Origin of the sequence: Kordiimonas sp. (assembly GCF_965216265.1) — a bacterium.
GTDB lineage: Bacteria > Pseudomonadota > Alphaproteobacteria > Sphingomonadales > Kordiimonadaceae > Kordiimonas.
Genome location: NZ_OZ244153.1, coordinates 458,952 through 480,285 on the forward strand (window position 1 = coordinate 458,952; position 21,334 = coordinate 480,285).

Below are 21,334 nucleotides of genomic sequence, written 5' to 3' on the forward strand. Positions count from 1 at the left end.
TGTTTATTGAATGAGCTCAGCATGAGCGCTCATAAGAAAATCAACTTGCGCCTGGGCTTGGTGAAATTGCAGAAGACTATTCAAATGAGCTTCTTGCATTTCATAAAGAGTGCGCTGAGCATCCAACAATTCCAAGAATGAGAACCGTCCTAACCCATACCCTTCAGAAGCTTGGTTATAGGCTCTAAGAGCGCTTGGAATAATTTCATCCTGATAACGTTTGACTGCATTTGACGCGGCCAGAATTTGTGCATAAATCAATTCAGCCGATTCTTTTAATGACAGGATAGCCGCCTCTGCTTCATATTCAGCTTTAAAGCTTTTAGCACGTTCAGAAGCAATATTTCCCTGGTTACGATTAAAGAATGGCAATGGTATAGAAATACTCGCAATCAATGCGTTACTGTTTGTTTCGTTAAACCGACGAACGCCTAAACCCAGCCGAGGGTTGGGAATTGCGTTTGCCCGGGCTAGATCAATTCTGCTCTTAGACTGAAGCCTTTTTAGACCCGCAATAAGTGCTAGAGGGGATTCCTGTATTGCAGCCAGCAGGTCTTCTTTTTCTGGCAAGTCTATAACTGTCAATAAGGGCTTATACTCAAAGCCTAGCTCATCCACATTCCCAGAAAGTAGGCGTTCAAACCGAGCTTTAGATGATTCAAAAATCTCTAAAGCAGCTGTTTTCTCTATTTCAGCAGCTTGTTGCTCAATATCAACCTTAGTGTGTTGAATATCAGATGCAGCGGCAGCCTTTACACGCCCCTTGACTGCCAAATGCGTTTTATTGGCCAGTTCAAGTCGTTTTTCTGCCAGATTAAGCCTTTGATGCGCAATATTTAGTTCGGCATAAGCTTGGTGAATGTTTGCCAGTATGCCTAAGATATCAGCTATCGTTTGTTCCTGAGTGATTTGAAGCTCATAATTGGCGACCTCTCGACGGTAACGACGCTTGCCCCCAATTTCTAGCTCCTGTTCAATCCCGTAGGTGACTTCAGCCATGCCTGTACCAGAAAACTGGTCATTGCCACCAAAATTTTCCATCTCTACGGTTGCTTCGGGGTTTGGTCTTAATCTTGCCTGTAAAAGGTTTCCTTTTGCTATATTCACTGAAGCAAGTGCAGCCTGAATATCAGGGTTGCGTTCGAGCGCCGTTACAAACACATGACGCAATTCGTCAGCATCATCTTGTGCAAAGCCCTCAACAGGTAGGAGAAGTAGAGACGTGCTTAATAGTAAGGTAAATATTATATTTTTCATAAATTAGCCTTTTGCTCGGTTAACGTGGTTAAACGTCAGCAAGTGATTGCTGGCAAACGAATCCGGGCAAAAGTCTATGTAAATTTAGGAATTAAAGACGCATTTTGCCCTTAGGCGAAAATACGAGGGGGGCGCTTGAGGCCAAAAACAACATCGGTTATGAGTACATCGCTATCAAGCGAATAACGCTTATCAATCCCTGAAACACTCATGAGAGAATTTACCGTTACTTGACCAAGCATATGAGAGTGTGCACATCCATGACCACAATGCGTAGCCTCATGGTTGCCACCGTAATTGTCTTTTGAAGAGTCTTCACCATTATTAGGCACAGTATCTACATCATGATGAACCGATACCGAAAGGTTTTGTGTATTGCTCAACTCATCAATAGAATGAGCATCTGCAGAAGATAAAACCCCTCCAGACACGATCATAACAGAAATAAGTATGTGCAATATTTTTTTCATCGATTATATGATGGGGGCGAATAGCAGATTATACAAGTTATTTTTTAAATGCTCTCCTTCCGCAAACGCAAAGCATTCAGAACCACCGAAATTGATGATGCACTCATGGCAAAAGCGGCGAACATGGGGCTAATTAAGATACCAAAAAATGGAAACAGAACACCTGCAGCAACAGGCACCCCTGCCGTATTGTAGGCAAGCGCAAAAAAGAGGTTCTGGCGTATGTTTCGCATGGTTGCTCGCACCAAGCGGCGGGCGCGAACAATACCGTCAAGGTCACCCTTAACAAGTGTAAAACCCGCGCTTTCAATGGCCACATCAGCACCTGTTCCCATGGCGATACCCACGTCAGCCTGGGCTAAGGCGGGAGCATCATTTACACCGTCCCCTGCCATGGCAACTTTATGCCCCTGTTTTTGAAGTTCCTTAATGATATTGGCTTTATCCTCAGGCAGAACATCGGCACGGATTTCGTCAATACCCAAACGCGCAGCAACGGCCTTGGCCGTACGCTCGTTATCGCCAGTGGCCATAATAATTCTGAAACCCAGTTGATGGAGCTCTTCTAATGCCTTGGGCGTAGTTTCCTTCACGGGGTCAGCTACACTAACAAGCCCAGCGATATTATTATCGAGAATAACAAACATGACTGTCTCACCCTCATCGCGGCGGGCATTTGCCGTTTCAGACAATGATCCACCATTAAGCCCCATATCAGCAACCAATTTACTGTTGCCTAGCGCGACATTATGACCATTAACGATGCCTTTTACGCCCTTACCGGTAATGGCCTCAAAGTCAGTCGCATCAACCATCTTTACGTCGCGCTCTTCTGCACCTCGAACAATGGCTTCTGCGAGTGGATGTTCTGAACCACGTTCCAGCGATGCCGCAAGGCGAAGAACTTCGTCTTCCTCATGGCCATCTTCAGGAAGTACAGCAACCAGTTTGGGCTTGCCCTCGGTCAGCGTTCCTGTCTTATCGACAATAAGCGTGTCGACCTTTTCAAAGCGCTCCAAGGCCTCGGCATTTTTAATCAAAACACCTGCTTGGGCACCGCGCCCTGTCGCCGTCATGATAGACATAGGTGTAGCCAAGCCCAAAGCACATGGACACGCTATTATTAGAACAGCAACCGCTGAGACAAGACCATATGAGAGAGAAGGTTCAGGCCCCCAGATTGCCCAAGACAAAAAGGAAACAATGGCAATCAGAATAACTACAGGGACAAAGTACCCAGCAACCATATCGGCATATTTCTGAATGGGCGCACGCGATCTTTGTGCATTAGCTACCATTTCCACAATTTGGGACAGCATTGTATCTGAGCCAACCCGTGTTGCCTTAATAACCAAACTACCAGTTCCGTTAATGGTAGCACCGGTTACACCGTCACCAGCAACTTTTTCGACCGGCACGGGTTCTCCTGAAATCATTGACTCATCTACTGAAGAGCGACCTTCAAGCACTGTACCATCGACCGGTACCTTGTCACCGGGGCGTACACGCAATTTGTCGCCAACTTCGACATCTTCCAGGAGAATTTCTTCTTCGCTACCGTCATCATGAATAATGCGTGCTGTTTTTGCTGCCATATCAAGCAGGGCCTTTATAGCCGAGCCAGTGCGCTCACGGGCTCGGAGCTCCATAACCTGCCCCAGCAACACCAAGGTTACAATCACTGCTGCAGCTTCAAAATATACACCTACATGTCCGTCTGCATTGCGAAACCCCGCAGGGAATATTTCTGGCACCAGAACAGCCGTAACACTGAAAAGGTAGGCAGCACCCGTCCCCATCGCAATCAGGCTGAACATATTCAAGTTCATTGAACGTAAAGAGTTCACCCCTCGCACAAAGAAAGGCCAGCCAGACCAAAGGGTCACAGGTGTTCCGAGAATGAGTTCCAGCCAAAGAGCTGTGCGTTCACCAAGAAAATCCCGAATTTGGTAGAAGCCAAAAATGGGCGACATTGATAGTACAAGCAATGGAACGGTCAACAGTACGCCCACCCAAAAGCGCTTATTAAAATCAACAAGTTCTGGATTAGGCCCCTCATCAACTGCCGTTACAGTTTCAGGTTCAAGCCCCATGCCACATAAAGGGCATGAGCCAGGCCCTGGTAAACGGACTTCCGGGTGCATAGGACATGTATAAACCGTTCCAGTGTAGCCCTCTGGTACTTTATCATATTTCCCGCCTTTTTGAGGTGCACCCTTGCTTGTATGATGGTGCTTATGGTGCTCTTCATGCATACAGCAAGAATGGTTGTGTGAACGCGTGTTGTTATCTTTATTATTCATTGCTCTATGTCCTTTATGAATTATTTTTACCGTTCAAAAACCAACGCTCGCCTGCAAAGACAGCAATCATGCCAACAATTGCAGCGTAAATGACCATCATATCGCTTTGTGCTTTAATCCAAAGCAACGCGCCCAGCACAACAGCGTCGAGTATGATAGCTGTAACCAATATAAAGGCATTTGCCTGCACCTCTTTGCGTAAGTGCTTTAGAACACCCCAGTGGATAACCATATCCATCACAATGTAAAAAATGGCCCCCAGAGAAGCGATACGCCCAAGATCAAAGAAAACAGTCAATATCATTGCGAAAACAATTGTGTAGACCAAAGTATGTTTCTGAACGTCACCTGACATACCAAAGTGACTATGCGGCACCAGTTTCATGTCAGTCAGCATGGCCAGCATTCGCGAGACAGCAAATACACTTGCGATAACGCCTGACACTGTTGCAACAATGGCAAACCCAACCGCAATCCAGAGCCCGCTTTCACCAAAAGCCGGACGTGCAGCTTCTGCCAATGCATAGTCTTTTGCCTGAACGATTTGATCAATCGTCAAGTTACCTCCGACAGCAAAAGCAACCAATAGATAAACCGCAATGCAGATAGCGATTGAGATCATAATGGCGCGACCTACATTTTTATGTGGCTCCTGTATTTCGCCGCCGCTGTTGGTAATAGTGGTAAAGCCCTTATAGGCCAGAATACCTAGGGCTACTGCTCCTAAAAAGCCTGTGAATGTTGTATCTTGTGGTTGAACAGAGATGCTTTCAAAGCTAAGACCACTGGCGTATAATCCGCCCATGGCAAGCAATACCAGCCCGCCAATTTTGATAAAAGCCATGAAAAAAGAAAATGTTTGGATAAATTTATTACCTAATATATTCACCAAAAATGCAAAAAACAAAACGCTAACACCCAGAACAGGTACCAGCCATGTTCTTGAACCTACATCAAAAAGTTGCAGCGTGTATGTCGCAAATGTTCGTGCGACCAAGCTTTCGTTGATTACCATTGACAGATACATCAACAAAGCACATGCAGCTGTAACAGTCCCTCGGCCGTAGGCTTTTTCAAGAAACATGGCAATCCCCCCAGCAGAGGGGTAAGCATTTGCCATCTTGATGTAAGAGTAGGCACTAAACCCAACCACGATAGCAGCAACGAGAAAAGCCAACGGAAACCATTCTCGTGCAAGTTCTGCCACCTGCCCAGTTAAGGCAAAGATACCCGCACCAATCATAACGCCCGTTCCCATAGAAACGGCACCCGTTAGGCTTAGACTATTTTTTTCATATGTTGCTGAGCGGTTGTGGGCTGTATGATTCAATTTTCGTACCTTTATTTATTGTTCATTTCTATGGTGCTGGCCGCCAAATAATCAAGAATGGGGCATTCGGTCAGTGGTTGTGCGCCGCCGGGGCAGTCTGCTGCAAGGCTTTCAAGTGCATTTCTCATGCGCTTCAGATACTGAATATTCTCTTCAGCTTCTTTGATTTTAGCCTTTGTCCGGAGAAGCATATCTTCGCAGGACGCTGTCTGAGATGTTTGCAATTCAAGCAAAGAAGTGATTTCAGAAAGTTTGAAGCCCAAAGACTTGGAGCGGCGGATAAAAGTAATTCTGTCAACAGCCGCCTCGTCATAAACTCTGTAGCCGGATCTGGTCCGGCCAGCCGGTTCTATAAGCTTAAGTGTTTCGTAATAACGCACAGTGTCCGTCTTAACGCCACTTGCCTTTGCTAATTGTCCAATCTTCATCTCAGACATTCATTTGTCCTTTCAAATACAAGCATGCACCTTAGAGTATACTCTAAGGTCAAGACTTAATGTTCATGGTCTCCATGGCTTCCATCCAAATGATTGTCTTTATGCTCGTGCGGTGCTTCTTTTTGATGCTCATTATGGGTTGCGCCATGTTCTTCGCCTTCACCATGAGAGTGGCTACCATGCCCGCCGTCACCGCTTACTTCAGGCATTCGCATTACGCCAAGGCCATGGCGATAAACAGCCTCGCCACCCTTGAAACCTGTAACAGCCAATAAGCCGGTGGCAATTAGAATACAGGCAATAAATAGAGAGGATGCTTTATCAGCAGTTCGGTGTTTAGCTAACGACCAAACTGCCAATAAGACAAATAGGCTGGCCGTAACTAACGCCCAATTTCTGTGATCTGTCATCGCGGCATGTGATGGGCCGTCATGAGCTACTGTATTATAGGCATAGAAACCTGCCGCAACGGTGCCAAGTGTTATTGCCACCCCCAGCCATAAATTCCAGCGGGCGACAACAAATAACTGCTCTTTTTTTAGCAAGGTTGATGCCAGAAATATCAACCCTGAGACACTGAGCAACGCTACTGAAAAGTGTACAAAAATAGGGTGCCAGTTCGGTATGATTTCTATACCCATGATTATTCTCCCTCTTTAATATTTTAATGTTTATGATTGTCATGGCCCTGCTCATGAGCGTCACCATGGTTCATTTGTTTGCGCATTGAATGATTCTCCGCGCCCGCCACCATTACTTTTGTGATACGGTATCGCTTGTCTTCACCCAACTTGATGTGGAACTTGATGTTTTGGCCGGGTTGTAGCTCAGTGAGGTTCACACTGCGGGCGACCTCAAGGTCCATTTTCATTGCTGGCCACTTCAGTGCAGGGATTGGCCCATGCGACAGGTTGATAATTCTCAGGTTCATATCAATAGAATGAACAACACCTTCCCCCATGGCTTCCAAGTTGCCTTGCTTCATTTGAACTTTTTCTTGCCCGTGGTCATGCCCCGCATAAGCTGGGATAACAAAAGCTGAGCCCACAAGTGTTACGGCTGTTAATATCAGTGTATTTTTAAGCAGTTTCATGGTTACTTTCTCCTTCGTTTTTACTTTGGTTTAAACTGAATCTGCGGCCTTCCCAGATGTAATAAACAGCAGGAATAACGATCAGAGTCAGAATTGTGGTGGTGGTCATACCGCCTATCATTGGCAAAGCAATTCGGCGCATAACATCAGAACCAAGCCCTTCGGTCACAAATATTGGCGCAAGGCCAACCATTGTCGTGCACACCGTCATAAGCTTAGGCCTCACGCGCAGAACTGCACCGTGAATAACGTCTTCCAGCAAATCAGAAAGTGATTGGGGTGGGTGCTCACGCACTTGTTGATCAATATAAATCAACATGACAACAGCGGTTTCTACTGCGATACCAGCTAAAGCAATGAAACCCACACCAACAGCAACCGAAAAGTTATACCCAGCCAGATAAAGAGCCCATACGCCCCCAATCAGGCCAAATGGTAATGACAGCATAATCATCAGCGTTCTATCAAGCCGACCAAAGTGCACCATCAATAAAGTGAAAATGATAAAGATGGCAGCAGGCACTGCAATTTGCATTCTGCTCTTTGCTTCTAGCATTTGCTCAAACTGACCAGACCAGATAAGCGCATAACCAGAAGGTAAATCAATTTTTGAATTTACAATTTTCTGCGCTTCTTTAACGTATGAGCCAATGTCACGGCCTTCAATATCTACAAACACCCACCCCGTAAGGCGTGCGTTCTCGCTTTTGATCATTGGAGGTCCTTCAACAAACTCGATTTTCGCTAACTCACCAAGGGGAATATGCTGGCCCTGAGGTGTCGGGATCAAAATATCCTGCAAATCGCTAGGGTCTTCCCGGAACGGGCGGTCATAACGCAACATGATGTTGTAGCGCTCACGCCCTTGAATAGACTCTGCCATTTTCATACCACCTAGAGCCGTCCCAATAATGTTTTGGAAGACTCCAAGATCAATATTGCGTCTTGCCAGTTCATCTCGATCAGGTGTGACTTCAAGGTATTTACCACCCGTCACCCGGTCAGCGAACGCTGATCTGGTTCCTGGTACATCTTTGATAGCGGCCTCAATATCAACGGCTACACGGCCAATAGTTTCTAGGTTGTCACCCGCAATTTTAATACCTATAGGCGTGCGGATACCTGTAGAGATCATATCCATGCGGATTTTGATCGGGTACCCCCATGAGTTAACAACTCCCGGTAATTTGACACGTTTGTTAAGGTCTTTAATCAGGGCCTCAACATCCATACCTTTTCGCCATTCATCTCTTGGTTTAAGGCGTATCCAGGTCTCAATCATTGAAATGGGTGCAGGGTCGGTCGCTGTATCTGCACGACCAACTTTACCAAAGACATGATGTACCTCAGGAACCTGACGGATCATTCTGTTGGTCTGCTGAAGCACTTCTTTTGCCTTGGTAATTGAAACACCAGGCAATGTGGTTGGCATGTAAAGCAATTCCCCCTCATAAAGGGCAGGCATAAATTCTGAGCCTGTTTTAGCCAGCGGTAAAGCCATCGAAACCAGTAAGGCACCAGCAATGATGACGGTTCGCCACTTCCACTTCAGCGCACTTTTCAGGATTGGTTCGTAGATATGGATAAACCAGCGGTTAATAGGGTTTTCTTCCTCCTTACGAATTTTACCCCGTATCAACCACAACATCAGCACAGGGACAACCGTAACCGACAGTATTGAGGCAAAAGCCATGGCGTAGGTCTTTGTGTAAGCTAACGGCGAGAATAACCGGTAAGACTGACCTGTTAACGCGAATACTGGCAAGAACGAAACGGTTATAATCAACAGTGAAAAGAAAAGCCCTGGGCCAACCTCTTTTGTTGCCAGAAGAATTGCTGCATTCTTATCAGACCGCGTTGCCGTTTGTGGGAGTTCCGATAACTTCCTGTGAGCATTCTCTACCATAACAATGGAAGCATCGACCATTGCGCCAATCGCAATAGCAATCCCACCCAAAGACATGATGTTTGCCGTAATGCCTTGCGCCGACATGACTATGAAGGCAGCAAGAATTGCCAGTGGCAGCGTGACAATGGCAACAAAAGCTGACCTTGCGTGCAATAGAAATATCAGTGAAACGAGAGCAACAACAATCCCCTCTTCCAAAAGTTTATGGGCAAGATATTCAATCGCCCCTTCAATTAAAGGAGCTCGGTCATATACCGGTACAATCTCCACACCTTCAGGTAGGCCATGCTGAAGCTCTTCCAGCTTTTCTTTCACGCCCTTAATCACGTTAAGGGCATTTTCACCAGCACGCATCACAACAACACCGGCTACAACTTCGCCTTCGCCATTCAGTTCAGTCACACCACGGCGCAGTTCTGGCCCTTCAATAACACGGGCCACATCTTCAAGCTTTACAGGTGTACCATCATTCGCATAGAGAACTATTTTTTGGAGCTCTTTTAGATTGGTCACATACCCTTTTGAGCGGATCATCAGCTCCATCTCAGCCTTTTCAATAACGCGCCCACCAGCATCCATACTGGCATTTCTGACCGCTTCCATTAGGCGTTTTAAAGGGATGTCAAAAGCCCGCAGGCGATTGGGATCAATTAGAACCTGATACTCTTTAACAAAACCACCGACTGATGCCACTTCAGAGACACCTGACACTGTGGCAAGTTCGAATTTTAAGAACCAGTCTTGAAGGCTACGAAGTTGCGACAAATCATATTTGCCGCTTTTATCGATCAAGGCATATTGATAAACCCAGCCAACACCCGTAGCGTCAGGGCCGATTTGAGGCTGAACACTCGCAGGCAGATCACCTTGTATTTTAGATAAGGCCTCAACTACCCGGCTTCGCGCCCAATATTGATCAATACCGTCTTCAAAAATAATATAGACAAACGATGTACCAAACATTGAATAGCCGCGAACATTTTTTGTTTTGGGCAGTCCAAGCATCGTGGTTGACAGAGGGTATGTGACAAGATCTTCGACAATTTGCGGTGATTGCCCAGCAAAATCAGTGCGAATAATAACCTGTGTGTCAGACATGTCCGGGATAGCATCAAGCGGCGTTCTCTGTACAGAAAGAATACCTGCGACAAGCAATGCCAGCATCATCATACCAATCAGCAATTGGTTGTGGACTGACCAATCGATCACCTTTGCGACGAATGATTTGGTCGGGTCGTGAGATAGATGGTTATCTTTATTAGTGGTTTGCATGAGCACCCCCTTGTGGCATTTCATTCATTTTAGGGGCTTCAGCTTCAACTTTATCAGGCCACTCGACCTGCATTGGGTGGCCAGCGCCATATGGATTCATGGCTTCATCTTCCAATTGCAGCCAATAGCGTTCTAGGCCGTGTGCCATATAGAGCTTTAACCCTTTACTTTCATAGTGATTTGGCTTGCCGCCTAATAGCCACGGCTTAAGAGCAACTACCAATGCATTGAGTGTTTGTTGCCATTCTTTATCCGTTACATTATTTTGTGCTTTCTTGAGGGCTGCCTCAGCATCCTGCAGAACAAATTGCAGCTTGGTACCTCTAAATACTGGCATCAAATGATCACCAAGCGTTATCGCGGGCATAATCATATTTGTGCGCGGCGTGCGGTCAGAAACAAGTTCCTGCTGGATGTAAACTGCTGCATCAACCAAATGGTCAATCATGGCCAGTTGGTCACTGCTGACTTCCAATAATGAGAGCGGCATCTGCATACGCTCCATCTTACGGAATGACTCTCGTAGGGCACTTTCTGAATCAATAAGGAATTGGCCGCTAACAACAATCTCATCCCCTTCAGACAGCCCTTCCAGAACTTCTGTTCGGCCCTTATATCTCAGACCAGAAAGAATCCGGCGAGGCTCAAAACGCCCCAGCCCCAGAGCAACCACAACAAAGTCACCGTCTTTGCTTTTTAGGATTGCATCGCTTGGGATAGATAATCTGCGCTTCACGCCTGTTTCAAACTCAACATCGGCATAAGCTCCTGGTAAAAGTTTGCCCTCAGCATTCTGGAGGACAAGACGAATACGCCCAGTGCGAGTGCCCCTATCAATGGTTGGGTATATATAATCGATAGAAGCAGCTTGATCTGTCATCCCTAAAGCAGGTAACGACACCTTGGCAATTGTCTGCTTGGTTATGAATGGTATATCCTGCTCTGCAACACTTACATCGACCCAAACCGAGTCATAATTCTGAAGTGTCATAAGATTCATACCTGGTTTGGCAAAACTACCTTCTCGAACATTAATGGCGCTGATCAACCCATCAATTTCAGCATAGTAAGGCACACTCTTAAACGGCTTGCGACTGCTTCGAATCTCCTCAACCGCACGTTTCTGCATTCCAAGCGAAACAAGGCGTTTAAAGGCAGAGTCAATCCGACCAGCAATCCCTGTTTGCAATGCGCTTACATAATCCTGTTGCGCAGAAATGAGTGCCGGACTGTAGAGCTTGAAGAGCATATCACCCGTTTTCACATTATCGCCCACAGCTTGGGTTTTTAGCTCCTCAACCCAACCTTCAACACGCGCAGAAATATCAAATTGCAAACGCACATTTTCAGCCACATCACCATAACTCCGAACCAATGTTCCAAAACTGGCCATCTGCGCATTTTCAGAACGCACACCAGTATTCTGGATTGTTTCAGGGTCAATGGTAACAACTGTCCGTGTAGGGCTTTGGCCTTTATCCATCTTATCAGACGCACGATTGTCCGCTTTTTCATCAGTCTCAAGCGCGACAAGGTCCATTCCACAGATCGGGCACGTGCCTGGGCGATCTGCCACATAATGCGGGTGCATAGGGCAGGTATATTTTTCTGCCTGCGCAACGGCAGGGAATGCCATAAAATTAAAAACTAAAAACAATATAGGGATCAGATATCTCATTCTGATACCTCCTCATAACTATCCATTAAATTTGAATTGAACTCCGCAGAGCGGCGCACAAGAGTCTCTTGTAAAACAGCCAACTGCGCCAGAATATTCAGATGATCAATCTTTGCCAAAAGCACAGCATCAAGATTTTCAGTACCAGCCTCATAGTTTCGCTGAGTAGCTTCAATCTTTTCTTCCATGGCAGCGCCTTTGCTTTTGAGAACCTCGACATTTTTGACAGCTGCATCACGATTGCTTTGGATCGAGATCATCTCACGAAGCCACGCACGGCGCATGTCCTCAAAGTTCAAGCTTGCACTTCGCTTACGTTCTTTAGCTGCTTTCAAACGGGGGTACTGGCTACTATGAGCCCAAAGGGGAATGCTCATCTGCAGTTGGACTGAAAACCAATCATCTCCGGTAAAAGCGCCAACCGCACTGGCCTCACGTTGCTTATAGGTAGCTGACAACCCAAAGTTTGGCAGAAAGTCGGCATTGGCAATATCAACCCCTTTTTCAGCAATATTTATATCCTCAGCAGCAATGGCTATTGGGTAAAGTGCTAGAGGGTCTTGATGCCAAGAAAGTACAGGCACTATAGGGACTTCGATTGCAGGCACTTCCTCAACCAGTCTCACGAACTCAGCTTCGATCGAAACAAGCTGAGCTTGCAGATCATTCAACCTGCGTTCAGCCTCTGCTCGCTCAACATCCACCTCGGAAAAGCGCTGGTAAACAGAGCGGCCAGATTCAATCTGTCCTTTAAAGGTGTTTTCAAGCTCCTGATAATAACCAAGTTGCTGATGAAGAAGATCAATCTGCGTTTTTACACTTTTATATTCTGCCAACTTGGCAATCAACATAAAGCGCAAGCGAGCATTCGTGTATTCAGCCATTAGCCTGCTTTTTGCCGACATCTGTGTAAATCGTGCAGATTTTGCTTTTCTTATAGCCGGATTAGGGATTTTCTGGGTAAATCCAATAACCTTAGATGACGGTAGAAACCTGTCAAAGGCCGGGTCAGAAATGGGGACATTGTCCACCCCGATAAACAACGTAGGATCAGGCAGGCCCAATTCACTTCTTGCTTGATATTTTAACGCCTCCGTCTCAGCCAACACACCCAAAACCTGTGGGTGTTGGCCAAGCCGCTCGATATAGTCTTCAAAAGTATCGGCTTGAACTGCTGACGTGCCCCCAAATAATGATGTGACAATCGTAAAAACAACAGCGCCGTATTGTGCTTTTCGCATTTTATGATCTCCTTTATTGTGCGAATAAACATGCACTTAGAGCCTGCAACAACACTGTTGCAGGCTAAATTAGAGATCAAAGTCAGATACGAATACGTTGTGTCGTCAGATAAGTAAGCTGGGAGTTAATGCGTGGGGCATTAAAGGGTGGGCCACGAATATCTTGAATATTTCCAGGTTCGTATACATAGGGGTTTGCTAAATCAGCCCACGCCAAGTCTATAGTTGAATGGTCAGAGTTATGATCTAGGCTAATGCCATCATCTGCAGGAAATAAATCAATTCCCACACAGTCGATGTTTGTCATCAAGTTGCATTCTGCATCATCCTGGCCATCTTGGTGGCATGGGGGAAGGTCTTTAGTAGACACTTCTGACGATGACGCCGCGTGAGCCTGCATCGGACAAAACAGCATTTCACACGTCATAAATGACGTGAAAATCATAAACACCATTAATGTCGAAGCAATGTATCTCATAACCTTTTAATTGTAGGGAGTAATTTGAGAACTACAAGCTAAAACTTATCAGTACTCCCATTGAATTGCCGTTTCCCCCAAAAACGGCTATATTACGTGCGTCCGATTTTTCTTTTCTGCTTTTTTTCTATACCCAGATGGAGAAAACCTTGGTCGAATATACAGACCTTCGGACCGTAAAGCAGTTGGCGACAGAAGCGCCATTTGTGACTGAAAGTACAATCCGGTGGTGGATATACCATGCAAACAGCAATGGTTTTGATGCTGTCCTGATTAAAATCGGTGGGCGGGTTTATATTGATAAAAACGCCTTCAACAAATGGCTTGAAGGCCAGCGCCTGGCCGCCTCTGGCGACGCTGCTTAACACACAAGTCCTATTTCAGGACGAGGGCCCTGCCTTAACGGTGGGGCTCTTTTTTATCCATAGGGTAAAATTCAGGCCTAAAAGCAGGCCTGAACAATGTATTGGGTGCGGTCAACTTCAAGCTCAGCAATGTCACCGCCAAGCAGCAGATCGCGGGCAAAAGCTTCAGTATCGAAGTAGTAACGCAGGTTATCAGGCATTTCATTCAAAAGGCCGGTATCTTCGATATAGCTTTCAGCATATTCGATAGCTGTGCCTTCAAAAAGGTGCACGTCTTCCAGACGGTCAAGCGCGTCTTCAAGACGGTAGCCAAGGTCTTCAGCCAGATAGATGGCTTTGATTGCGTCATCGCCGTCAAGGTCTTCGAACTTATCGAACCAGGTTTGCAGGTTGGCCTGGTTAACGCCAACGGCTGCGAAAAGGCGTGAATTGTCACCGTCAATGAACTGGATTTCATATTCCTCAACGGGATCGCCATGCTCGTTGCGATGGCTGGCAGCTTTCTCAGCGTATTCATCATAGGTGCTGAAATAGAAGCCGGTTGCTGTTTGCGAAGCTGACGAGCTTGCGAGGCAAATGTCGTAAGGTGTTGCGTGATAGATGTTTGTCATGATGTTCCTCCTTTGCTTTGAACGCAGAAGGAACAGCGGGTGTATTTATGGGGCGGGCACAATTGCCTTCACGGGGCCTGCAAGGCCGTGGCGCGGAAGGTCGGTTGTGAACGTACCAACACCCGCTAACTTTGCAGATCACTCAAAGCGGGAAGGAGATTATTGGCAAACTATTCCGCATTACCCGCTTCATTGCATCAGCTATATGCATATGCACCCAAGGCAATATAGCTACTTGAAATCAGAAGAGTTTAATTTGCTTTGGGGCCGGCTTATGCTCAAATACTTTTTGGATGGTGCGCGCTTTTTTAAGGCCGTTCGCAGTCATGAACTGCTGTTCACGGACTTCGCAGACTAAATAATCATCTTTTGAGAAAGATATATTCTCGCACACCCCCTTAGAAAATACGGGAAAATCGGGCAGCAACCAAGAAGTTTTAGGGAATTTTTACTACTTCTTATGGTGGAAAGACCATCATAGCCATAATTTACAGTAATCGGTCAGTCTGGCTGGTTCCGTACTGTTTTCTGGTTTTGTGCCGCCTTCAGAAGCCTATAGATGCAACAATCTGGAGGCTTTACCCATGCGTTCCATTCGTACACTTATCCTGACCTTTCATGGTCTCATGCGCCTGATCTGGAAGGTTCTGCCGCTTTTCACAGCCTTAACTGGCTATCTGTTGTTTGCCCCGCCAATATGGCTTGGGGCCATTTTTGCTTTGGTTTTGGGTGTCGCAGGCGTGTTAGCCAAATATGCTGCCGCGCAGTTTGAACGTCCTGTCACGCATGGCTCCGCCCGTTTTGCAGGCCTTGCTGATGCTCGAAAAGGCAAATTGTTACGCCGAGGCGGCCTGATCCTGGGCCGTAAGAGTAACCGTATGCTCTGTTATTCAGGCGATGGTCACTTACTGACCTTTGCCCCTACACGCAGCGGTAAAGGCGTGGGCTGTGTGATCCCAAACCTGTTGGATCACCCTGGCTCCGTTGTAGTGACGGATATTAAAGGCGAAAACAGCGCCATCACCCGTGCATACCGTGAAAGCCTTGGCCCTGTATATGAACTGGCCCCGCTTGGCGGCACAAAAGGCAAGGCGGCCACCTATAACCCGCTTGATTTCATCCGCGTTGATACCCCTTATGAGGTGGATGATGCGCGACTGGTGGCTGAAATGCTTGTAGTGCCAGAACACTCTCAAGCGAACCACTGGGAGCGGGAAGCCCGCACCCTCATTACCGGTCTTTTATTATACATCCGCCATGACTGGGATATTTTCAGCCAGAACCTTGGCACACTGCGCGACTTTTTAATGCAGGACGCGGAAGAGTTTGAATTGTTGCTTGCCAAAATGGCCGCCAGCAAACAGGAAAATGTCTCGCGCATTGCTCGTGGCTTTAGCCAAAAAGAGCCAAAGGAACGCTCAGCGGTGATTTCAACCGCACAAGGGGCGACGGAACTGTTTGAAAGCCCTGAACTGCGCTCAGCCACCGAAATATCATCCTTCACCTTTGAAAGCCTGAAGGATGAAGTGGCCTCGGTGTTCATCATCGTGCCACCCGAATATCTGGAAGCGTATCGCCCTTTCCTGCGGATGATGACGGGGCTTGCCACCGTGGCCATGACCCGTAACAGCGCAAAGCCCAAGCACCCTGTTTTGTTCCTGTTAGATGAGCTGCCAGCCCTTGGCTATATGCGCCCGATTGAGGAAGGCATTGGCTATCTGGCAGGCTACGGCGCAAAGCTATGGCTATTTGTGCAGGACTTGGACCAGCTTCAAAAAACTTACCCCAAAGCACGGTCAATGATTGCTAACTGCGCCGTGCGTCAGGCCTTTAACGTGCAAGACCCTGACACAGCAAAGCTTCTGTCAGATATGCTGGGGACAGCCACCGTGCGCATGCAGTCGCAGGGACAAACCTCACCCCTGCCGTTTAAGCTGATTTCTGGGGCCTTTCATTCAGGCGTTTTTGAAGGGGCACGCCCCTTAATGACCACGGGCGAGATACTCACCATGCCAACCAAGGAACAGCTATTGTTCGTGCAGGGCTTGCCCGCCATCCGCGCCCGAAAAATCCGTTATTTTGATTGGCGGGAGTGGAAGCTTAAAAATCGCGCAATGAAAGAATGATGGGCTATTACTTACAGCTTTTGATAACAGCTTCATACCCGCGAGGCATATAGGTTCCCCGCTTGTCTTCCCCAATCCCGTTGGCGGGGGCCTTGATAATACTGCTGTTCTTTACTTTGCCATCTGCCCCCATCACATAAACAGTGACAACCTTTGGCTCATCCGACGTGTTTTTGACATATAGGTGAAAGTTCGTTGCGACGCCGTATGGCTCCACACTTAGGTCAATACCGCCGCAACCCTCTACACCGCTGCTATTGCTGCTTTCACCACAACTGGCCAGCATCACTGACACCGCCATCACACTGCTCAACCTAACCAAATTTTTCATATGTCATCCTCTCGCTTGCGCTCCCGCGCATAAGAAACTCAAGTGAGCGACGCGCCCGATACATCCGGATGCGACGCAAAGGAATCCGCTTCTTACAAGAGTGACAAAATACAGTCTTTTGTCACAGGCCAATGCAAGGGGCGGAAAAGTGAAGAAAGAACAGCCAGCATTTGACGGAGGTGAGGCTATCTCGCTTAGTAACAAGCCAACCTTGATCAGCCTCTATACAAGGCAAGGTCAGCGCAAATACCTGACCCAGCAAGAACGGGAGCGATTTATTGATACAGCCAGTTATGAAATAGCATTGGTATTCGCATTTTGCTGCTTACTCTCTGATACGGGCTGCCGAATTTCTGAGGCATTGGCATTAACACCCAAGCATATAGACTATGCAGACGGTGTTATTGTTATTGAGTGCCTCAAAAAGAGACAACATGGCATTTATCGTGCGATCCCTGTATCACCCCGATTGTTAAATCAGCTTACAAGGCTTACGGCTTCACTCTCTCAAAATGAACGTATCTGGCCCTGGTGCCGCATGACAGGCTACCGGCGCATCAAGCAGGTAATGAAGCAGGCCGAAATCATAGGGCCGCAGGCTTCACCGAAAGGTTTGCGCCACAGCTTTGCTATTGCAGCCATCAGTGCAGGGGTGCCGCTTAACCTGGTACAAAGATGGCTAGGACACGCTGATATGGCCACAACGGCTATTTATACCCATGTTGTAGGGAATGAAGAGAAGCAGATTGCTGAAAAAATGTGGCGGGCGTGGCAACACTCAGATGAAATTTAATCAATGTTACACTTGACTGTATTCTGTAACAGGAAGGTAGCAGACATTGGTTGTACAGGATAGGGCCCGCCCATTATTCCGCCCACATTCATAATGAGTGAGCCGAATAGAGAATTTATTCGGCTCACAAAAAAGTTTACGCTGATTTAAAATAGACTTTAGGCTCAGAACCTATTGAATGGCTTGCCAATGTAGTTGTAAGTTAATTCAATGACAGTATTGAGGAGGTGCTGTCGATGGATGTTCCTTTCTGTCGAGCCGGGCGCAGATGCGTAGGATTGAGCCTAAACCAACTCATTCTTTTACTTCATCCATTTCTGTCGCATTTCCCACTGATCAATCGGTGTTAATGGACCTATGGGGCAGTGATGCTCTTTTGTTAGCCGTTTTGTGATTAAAGAAAATAGATGGTGAAAGGCGCGCATCTCGCAACCGGGTGTGCGGAGCACAGCGGCAAACATAAAAGCCAAGCCCAAATGGCTAAAAACATACAGCTCCCATGCATGGACAGTGTGCGCTAGCAGATAAGTCTCAATCGAACCTGTTAGCGCATATCCGGTGCCTGCTGCCACGAGCATAATCGCAATGCTTGCAATCGCAGGCCATTTTTTCCACGCACGGGAAAAACCAATATTAATCACATAACTGACGAGAATAAGCCCAGGCACGATGCCGTTCCAGACAAGCTGCCGGATTGTACCAGTGTCGGTAATTAAATCCTGCCTTACCCCCCAAAGAGCAAATACGTAATACAAGCACAAGGCGCCAAAGCCGATGCGCGCCAAACGGCCAAATGGACCCGGCTTTGGTAAAGAGCCACATTCTTCCAGTTTGAGATCAGTTGTTGCCATTATTTACTTTTTCTTCGTTTACCCGGCGCAGCACGATAGCGTGCTGACATCTTTGTCGAATGTTTGGGCTGCGAGCTTTAACCCTTCAACGCCGGTAAGGTATGGGAATATGGCCTGTCCCAAATCCGTTGCAGTCATGCCTGCTTTAAGGGCAATCACAACGGTTTGGATTAACTCGCCGCCTTCTGGTGCTAATATATGCGCCCCCAATAATTTGTCTGTGTTTTTGTCAGCCACAAGCTTTATCAGACCGCGTGTGTCCCGTGCCGCCAGATAACGCGGCACATGGTCAAGCGTAATAACACTTGTTTTAATGCTGTAACCTTGCTCATTGGCCTGCACTTCAGTTAACCCGACACTGGCTACTTGCGGATCGGTAAAAACAACTGAAGGCATGGCAGCATTATTATAGCGCTGTGTGTTACCGCCTGTTGCATTCTGGGCGGCAAGCTTCGCGCCGTAGGCTGCCATATAAACAAACATATCTGTGCCTGTAACATCGCCAGCAGCGTATATTTTACTGTTCGTGGAACACATCAAAGTATCAACCTCAATACCGCCGTTTTTAGTGAGCGAGACACCTACGTCTTCAAGTCCAAGGCCAGCCGTGTTTGGCTTGCGTCCGGCAGCAAGTAAAACGCTGTCTGCTTCCAGTGTATGAGTTTTGCCATGGTTTTCGTAGTGAAGTCTAACGCCGTCACCGTGCCGTTCAATAGATTGGTAGCCAATGCCAGCGTATATAGTGATGCCTTCAGCTTCCAAATAGCTTTGCAAAGCTTGGCTAATTTCAGGCTCCATATCTGGCACCAAGTGACTGCGGCAGCATAAGATGACCTTAACGCCGGCACGGGCAAACATCTGGCCTAGCTCGCACCCGATTACACCGCCGCCAATGATAATCATCGAACCGGGGAGGGTTTCAAGGTCGAGCGCGGACGTACTGTCCAGATGATCGACGGTTTCAATGCCGGGGATCGGCGGCACCCGGTTTGACGAACCGGTGGCAATGATAATCTTGTCAGGCGTGTGAAGCGTGCCGTCCACCTTAACGCCGTCTTTGGCTAGCTGTGCACGGCCTTCTATATAATGCACGTCTGGATGAGCGGGCAGAACGTCAATATATTTGGCTTGGCGCAGTTCTTCAACAAGCTGCTGCTTGTGCGCGACAACGGCCTGCCAGTCGAGCACTCTGGCCGTGGATGTTATGCCGTGAAACCTGGCCGCATGCGGGGCCTGATACAGGGCCTCCACAGCACGGATCATGGTTTTGGAAGGCACACAGCCAACGTTAACGCAGGTGCCGCCAATGATGCCCTCACCAACAAGTGTTACAACAGCTCCAGCTTCCGCCGCTGTAATAGCCGCAGAAAACCCAGCCGAGCCTGCACCAATAACCATGACACTTGTTTTTGTCTCAGTATCTTCAGATGTGCAGCAACCGCTCTCTGGCTTGTCAAACGCCATATTAGGAACCTTGCTCATCTTTTAGTATTGCAGGATATCCAGCATTTTCAGAGGCTTTGGCAATATCTTCAATATTTGCTTTTGCGGGATCAAAAACCACTACAGCAGTTCTTTTGTCATAGTCTGTTTTAACTGAAGCTACGCCGTTAACTTTTTCCATGGCTTTGCGCACCGTAATCGGGCACATGGCGCAGGTCATTTTTTCAATCTCGAAGGTCACCGTCTTTTCCGCAGTTTGTTGGGTAGCTGGTTTGGCCTCGTCAGCAAAGGTAGCTGTGATCGGCAATGCCATACCAAGTACGAGCGCAACCGCGCATGTTTTGATTAAGTGTTTCATCTTCATTCTCCTTGTTTAAAATTAAATGTATTCACCCAGAATCGGTGCCCAAAAATCAACGCTCAGCGCCAGCAGAACCAGCACTGTCGATACCCATAAAACAGTTTTAATGACACGCTCAGATTTCGGCGTCGCACAGTAGCCCTCAGCGCATTGTTTCTTTGGCTTAAAGTAAACTTGCCAAAAACCGACAGCCAAAAATCCAAGCGTAACCACTGCAAAATAATTCTTGTAGGGCTCCATAACGGTGAGGTTGCCAATCCATGAACCGCTTACACCCAGCATCAGGAAAACAAACGGCAATATGCAGCATGATGAGGCCAATATAGCCCCGATCGCACCAAGGCTGGCACTCCAGTTTTTGCTGTTTTCCGCTGGTTGCTTTAAATCACTCATTACATTCGTCTTTCTCTATCTATCAATTGGGGGATGCTTCCATTTTTGTATTCCCTATAAGTTGCACCACGCCCTTATATATATTATGCTACACTCTGTATTAATTACAGGGTAAAGGGAAAAATGACCGCATCTCGAAAATGTGAATATACGAGAGGCAAGTTGGCAAAAGAGAGCGGTGTCAACTTGGAAACCATCCGCTTTTATGAAAAAATTGGCCTAATGCCAGACCCGCCGCGCTCTGCTGCTGGTTACAGGTGTTATTCAATAGATCACCTGAAACGATTGACATTTATCCGTCGTTCCCGCGAACTTGGTTTTACCAACAATGAGGTTGGAGGTCTTTTGGAAATGGTAGATGGCTCCTATGCGTGTGATGAGATAAAGCAGATCGCATTAGAGAATGTGAAGCTCATTATAAAAAAAGTGCTCGATTTGAAGAAGATGCAGCAGGCGCTGGAATCAATGGCGGCAGAATGCAGCGGCGGCGTTACACCAGACTGCGCTATCATTGATCGCTTGCTAGAAACCTGATCTCAAGCCATTTTATATATTCATCCATCTGTCAGCAGCCAAGATCAAAAAAATAAAC

Annotated in this window: 21 protein-coding genes; 4 read left to right on the forward strand and 17 right to left on the reverse strand. The window is 47.1% G+C overall.

From position 1 onward, the window contains the following. Window positions 1-3: 3 nt before the first annotated feature. The 11 genes from ACOOGA_RS02085 to ACOOGA_RS02135 form a co-directional block, all read right to left on the reverse strand. A complete protein-coding gene (locus tag ACOOGA_RS02085) occupies window positions 4-1,257 on the reverse strand; it encodes a TolC family protein (protein ID WP_420429369.1) in 1,254 nt (417 codons plus the stop codon). 110 nt (window positions 1,258-1,367) lie between these two features. Then, window positions 1,368-1,694, reverse strand: coding sequence for a hypothetical protein (locus tag ACOOGA_RS02090; RefSeq protein WP_420429371.1), 327 nt, complete (start codon window positions 1,692-1,694; stop codon window positions 1,368-1,370). Window positions 1,695-1,771: 77 nt separating this feature from the next. Further along, window positions 1,772-4,030 carry a copper-transporting P-type ATPase gene (locus tag ACOOGA_RS02095; RefSeq protein ID WP_420429373.1) on the reverse strand — a complete coding sequence of 753 codons (2,259 nt, stop codon included), beginning with the start codon at window positions 4,028-4,030 and terminating at the stop codon, window positions 1,772-1,774. Between the two features lie 13 nt (window positions 4,031-4,043). Further along, entirely contained in the window at window positions 4,044-5,288 is a 1,245-nt protein-coding gene (locus ACOOGA_RS02100; protein WP_420429376.1) for an APC family permease, read from the reverse strand. Window positions 5,289-5,371: 83 nt separating this feature from the next. Next, window positions 5,372-5,797, reverse strand: coding sequence for a heavy metal-responsive transcriptional regulator (locus ACOOGA_RS02105; RefSeq protein ID WP_420429378.1), 426 nt, complete (start codon window positions 5,795-5,797; stop codon window positions 5,372-5,374). 56 nt (window positions 5,798-5,853) lie between these two features. Then, window positions 5,854-6,438, reverse strand: a complete 585-nt coding sequence (locus ACOOGA_RS02110) for a DUF2231 domain-containing protein (RefSeq protein ID WP_420429380.1) — start codon at window positions 6,436-6,438, stop codon at window positions 5,854-5,856. A 23-nt stretch (window positions 6,439-6,461) separates the two neighbouring features. Further along, entirely contained in the window at window positions 6,462-6,890 is a 429-nt protein-coding gene (locus ACOOGA_RS02115) for a copper-binding protein (RefSeq protein ID WP_420429382.1), read from the reverse strand. Then, window positions 6,877-10,071, reverse strand: coding sequence for an efflux RND transporter permease subunit (locus ACOOGA_RS02120; RefSeq protein WP_420429384.1), 3,195 nt, complete (start codon window positions 10,069-10,071; stop codon window positions 6,877-6,879). The genes ACOOGA_RS02115 and ACOOGA_RS02120 overlap by 14 nt, the downstream gene beginning before the upstream one ends. Continuing rightward, window positions 10,058-11,749, reverse strand: a complete 1,692-nt coding sequence (locus ACOOGA_RS02125; RefSeq protein WP_420429386.1) for an efflux RND transporter periplasmic adaptor subunit — start codon at window positions 11,747-11,749, stop codon at window positions 10,058-10,060. The genes ACOOGA_RS02120 and ACOOGA_RS02125 overlap by 14 nt, the downstream gene beginning before the upstream one ends. Further along, complete coding sequence (locus ACOOGA_RS02130) at window positions 11,746-12,990, reverse strand: TolC family protein (RefSeq protein ID WP_420429388.1); 1,245 nt, start codon at window positions 12,988-12,990, stop codon at window positions 11,746-11,748. The genes ACOOGA_RS02125 and ACOOGA_RS02130 overlap by 4 nt, the downstream gene beginning before the upstream one ends. Window positions 12,991-13,072: 82 nt before the next feature. Then, window positions 13,073-13,297 carry a hypothetical protein gene (locus ACOOGA_RS02135; RefSeq protein WP_420429390.1) on the reverse strand — a complete coding sequence of 75 codons (225 nt, stop codon included), beginning with the start codon at window positions 13,295-13,297 and terminating at the stop codon, window positions 13,073-13,075. A gap of 320 nt (window positions 13,298-13,617) precedes the next feature. Between ACOOGA_RS02135 and ACOOGA_RS02140 the strand changes: the two genes are divergently transcribed. After that, window positions 13,618-13,833: a DNA-binding protein gene (locus tag ACOOGA_RS02140; protein ID WP_420429392.1), complete on the forward strand. Its 216-nt coding sequence runs from the start codon at window positions 13,618-13,620 to the stop codon at window positions 13,831-13,833. Window positions 13,834-13,910: 77 nt separating this feature from the next. Here the strand turns inward: ACOOGA_RS02140 and ACOOGA_RS02145 are convergent, their stop codons facing one another. Then, entirely contained in the window at window positions 13,911-14,444 is a 534-nt protein-coding gene (locus ACOOGA_RS02145) for an antirestriction protein ArdA (protein ID WP_420429394.1), read from the reverse strand. 584 nt (window positions 14,445-15,028) lie between these two features. Between ACOOGA_RS02145 and ACOOGA_RS02150 the strand changes: the two genes are divergently transcribed. Then, window positions 15,029-16,570 carry a type IV secretory system conjugative DNA transfer family protein gene (locus tag ACOOGA_RS02150; protein ID WP_420429396.1) on the forward strand — a complete coding sequence of 514 codons (1,542 nt, stop codon included), beginning with the start codon at window positions 15,029-15,031 and terminating at the stop codon, window positions 16,568-16,570. A gap of 7 nt (window positions 16,571-16,577) precedes the next feature. Here ACOOGA_RS02150 and ACOOGA_RS02155 read toward each other — a convergent pair whose 3' ends face one another. Further along, window positions 16,578-16,901 carry a hypothetical protein gene (locus tag ACOOGA_RS02155; protein ID WP_420429398.1) on the reverse strand — a complete coding sequence of 108 codons (324 nt, stop codon included), beginning with the start codon at window positions 16,899-16,901 and terminating at the stop codon, window positions 16,578-16,580. Between the two features lie 148 nt (window positions 16,902-17,049). Between ACOOGA_RS02155 and ACOOGA_RS02160 the strand changes: the two genes are divergently transcribed. Beyond that, window positions 17,050-17,694, forward strand: a complete 645-nt coding sequence (locus tag ACOOGA_RS02160) for a tyrosine-type recombinase/integrase (RefSeq protein WP_420429400.1) — start codon at window positions 17,050-17,052, stop codon at window positions 17,692-17,694. Window positions 17,695-17,996: 302 nt separating this feature from the next. Here ACOOGA_RS02160 and ACOOGA_RS02165 read toward each other — a convergent pair whose 3' ends face one another. The 4 genes from ACOOGA_RS02165 to ACOOGA_RS02180 are packed head-to-tail and all read right to left on the reverse strand — an operon-like array spanning window position 17,997 to window position 20,742. Continuing rightward, complete coding sequence (locus tag ACOOGA_RS02165; protein WP_420429402.1) at window positions 17,997-18,545, reverse strand: hypothetical protein; 549 nt, start codon at window positions 18,543-18,545, stop codon at window positions 17,997-17,999. A gap of 18 nt (window positions 18,546-18,563) precedes the next feature. Then, window positions 18,564-20,027, reverse strand: coding sequence for a mercury(II) reductase (gene merA / locus ACOOGA_RS02170; RefSeq protein WP_420429404.1), 1,464 nt, complete (start codon window positions 20,025-20,027; stop codon window positions 18,564-18,566). Continuing rightward, window positions 20,011-20,346: a heavy-metal-associated domain-containing protein gene (locus tag ACOOGA_RS02175; RefSeq protein ID WP_420429406.1), complete on the reverse strand. Its 336-nt coding sequence runs from the start codon at window positions 20,344-20,346 to the stop codon at window positions 20,011-20,013. The genes merA and ACOOGA_RS02175 overlap by 17 nt, the downstream gene beginning before the upstream one ends. Before the next feature lie 21 nt (window positions 20,347-20,367). After that, the gene (locus tag ACOOGA_RS02180) at window positions 20,368-20,742 is read right to left on the reverse strand and encodes a mercuric transporter MerT family protein (protein ID WP_420429408.1); all 375 of its coding nucleotides are present in this window, start codon (window positions 20,740-20,742) and stop codon (window positions 20,368-20,370) included. Between the two features lie 162 nt (window positions 20,743-20,904). Here ACOOGA_RS02180 and ACOOGA_RS02185 point away from each other — a divergent pair, with 162 nt between their 5' ends. Then, a complete protein-coding gene (locus ACOOGA_RS02185; protein ID WP_420429410.1) occupies window positions 20,905-21,276 on the forward strand; it encodes a MerR family transcriptional regulator in 372 nt (123 codons plus the stop codon). Window positions 21,277-21,334: the final 58 nt, after the last annotated feature.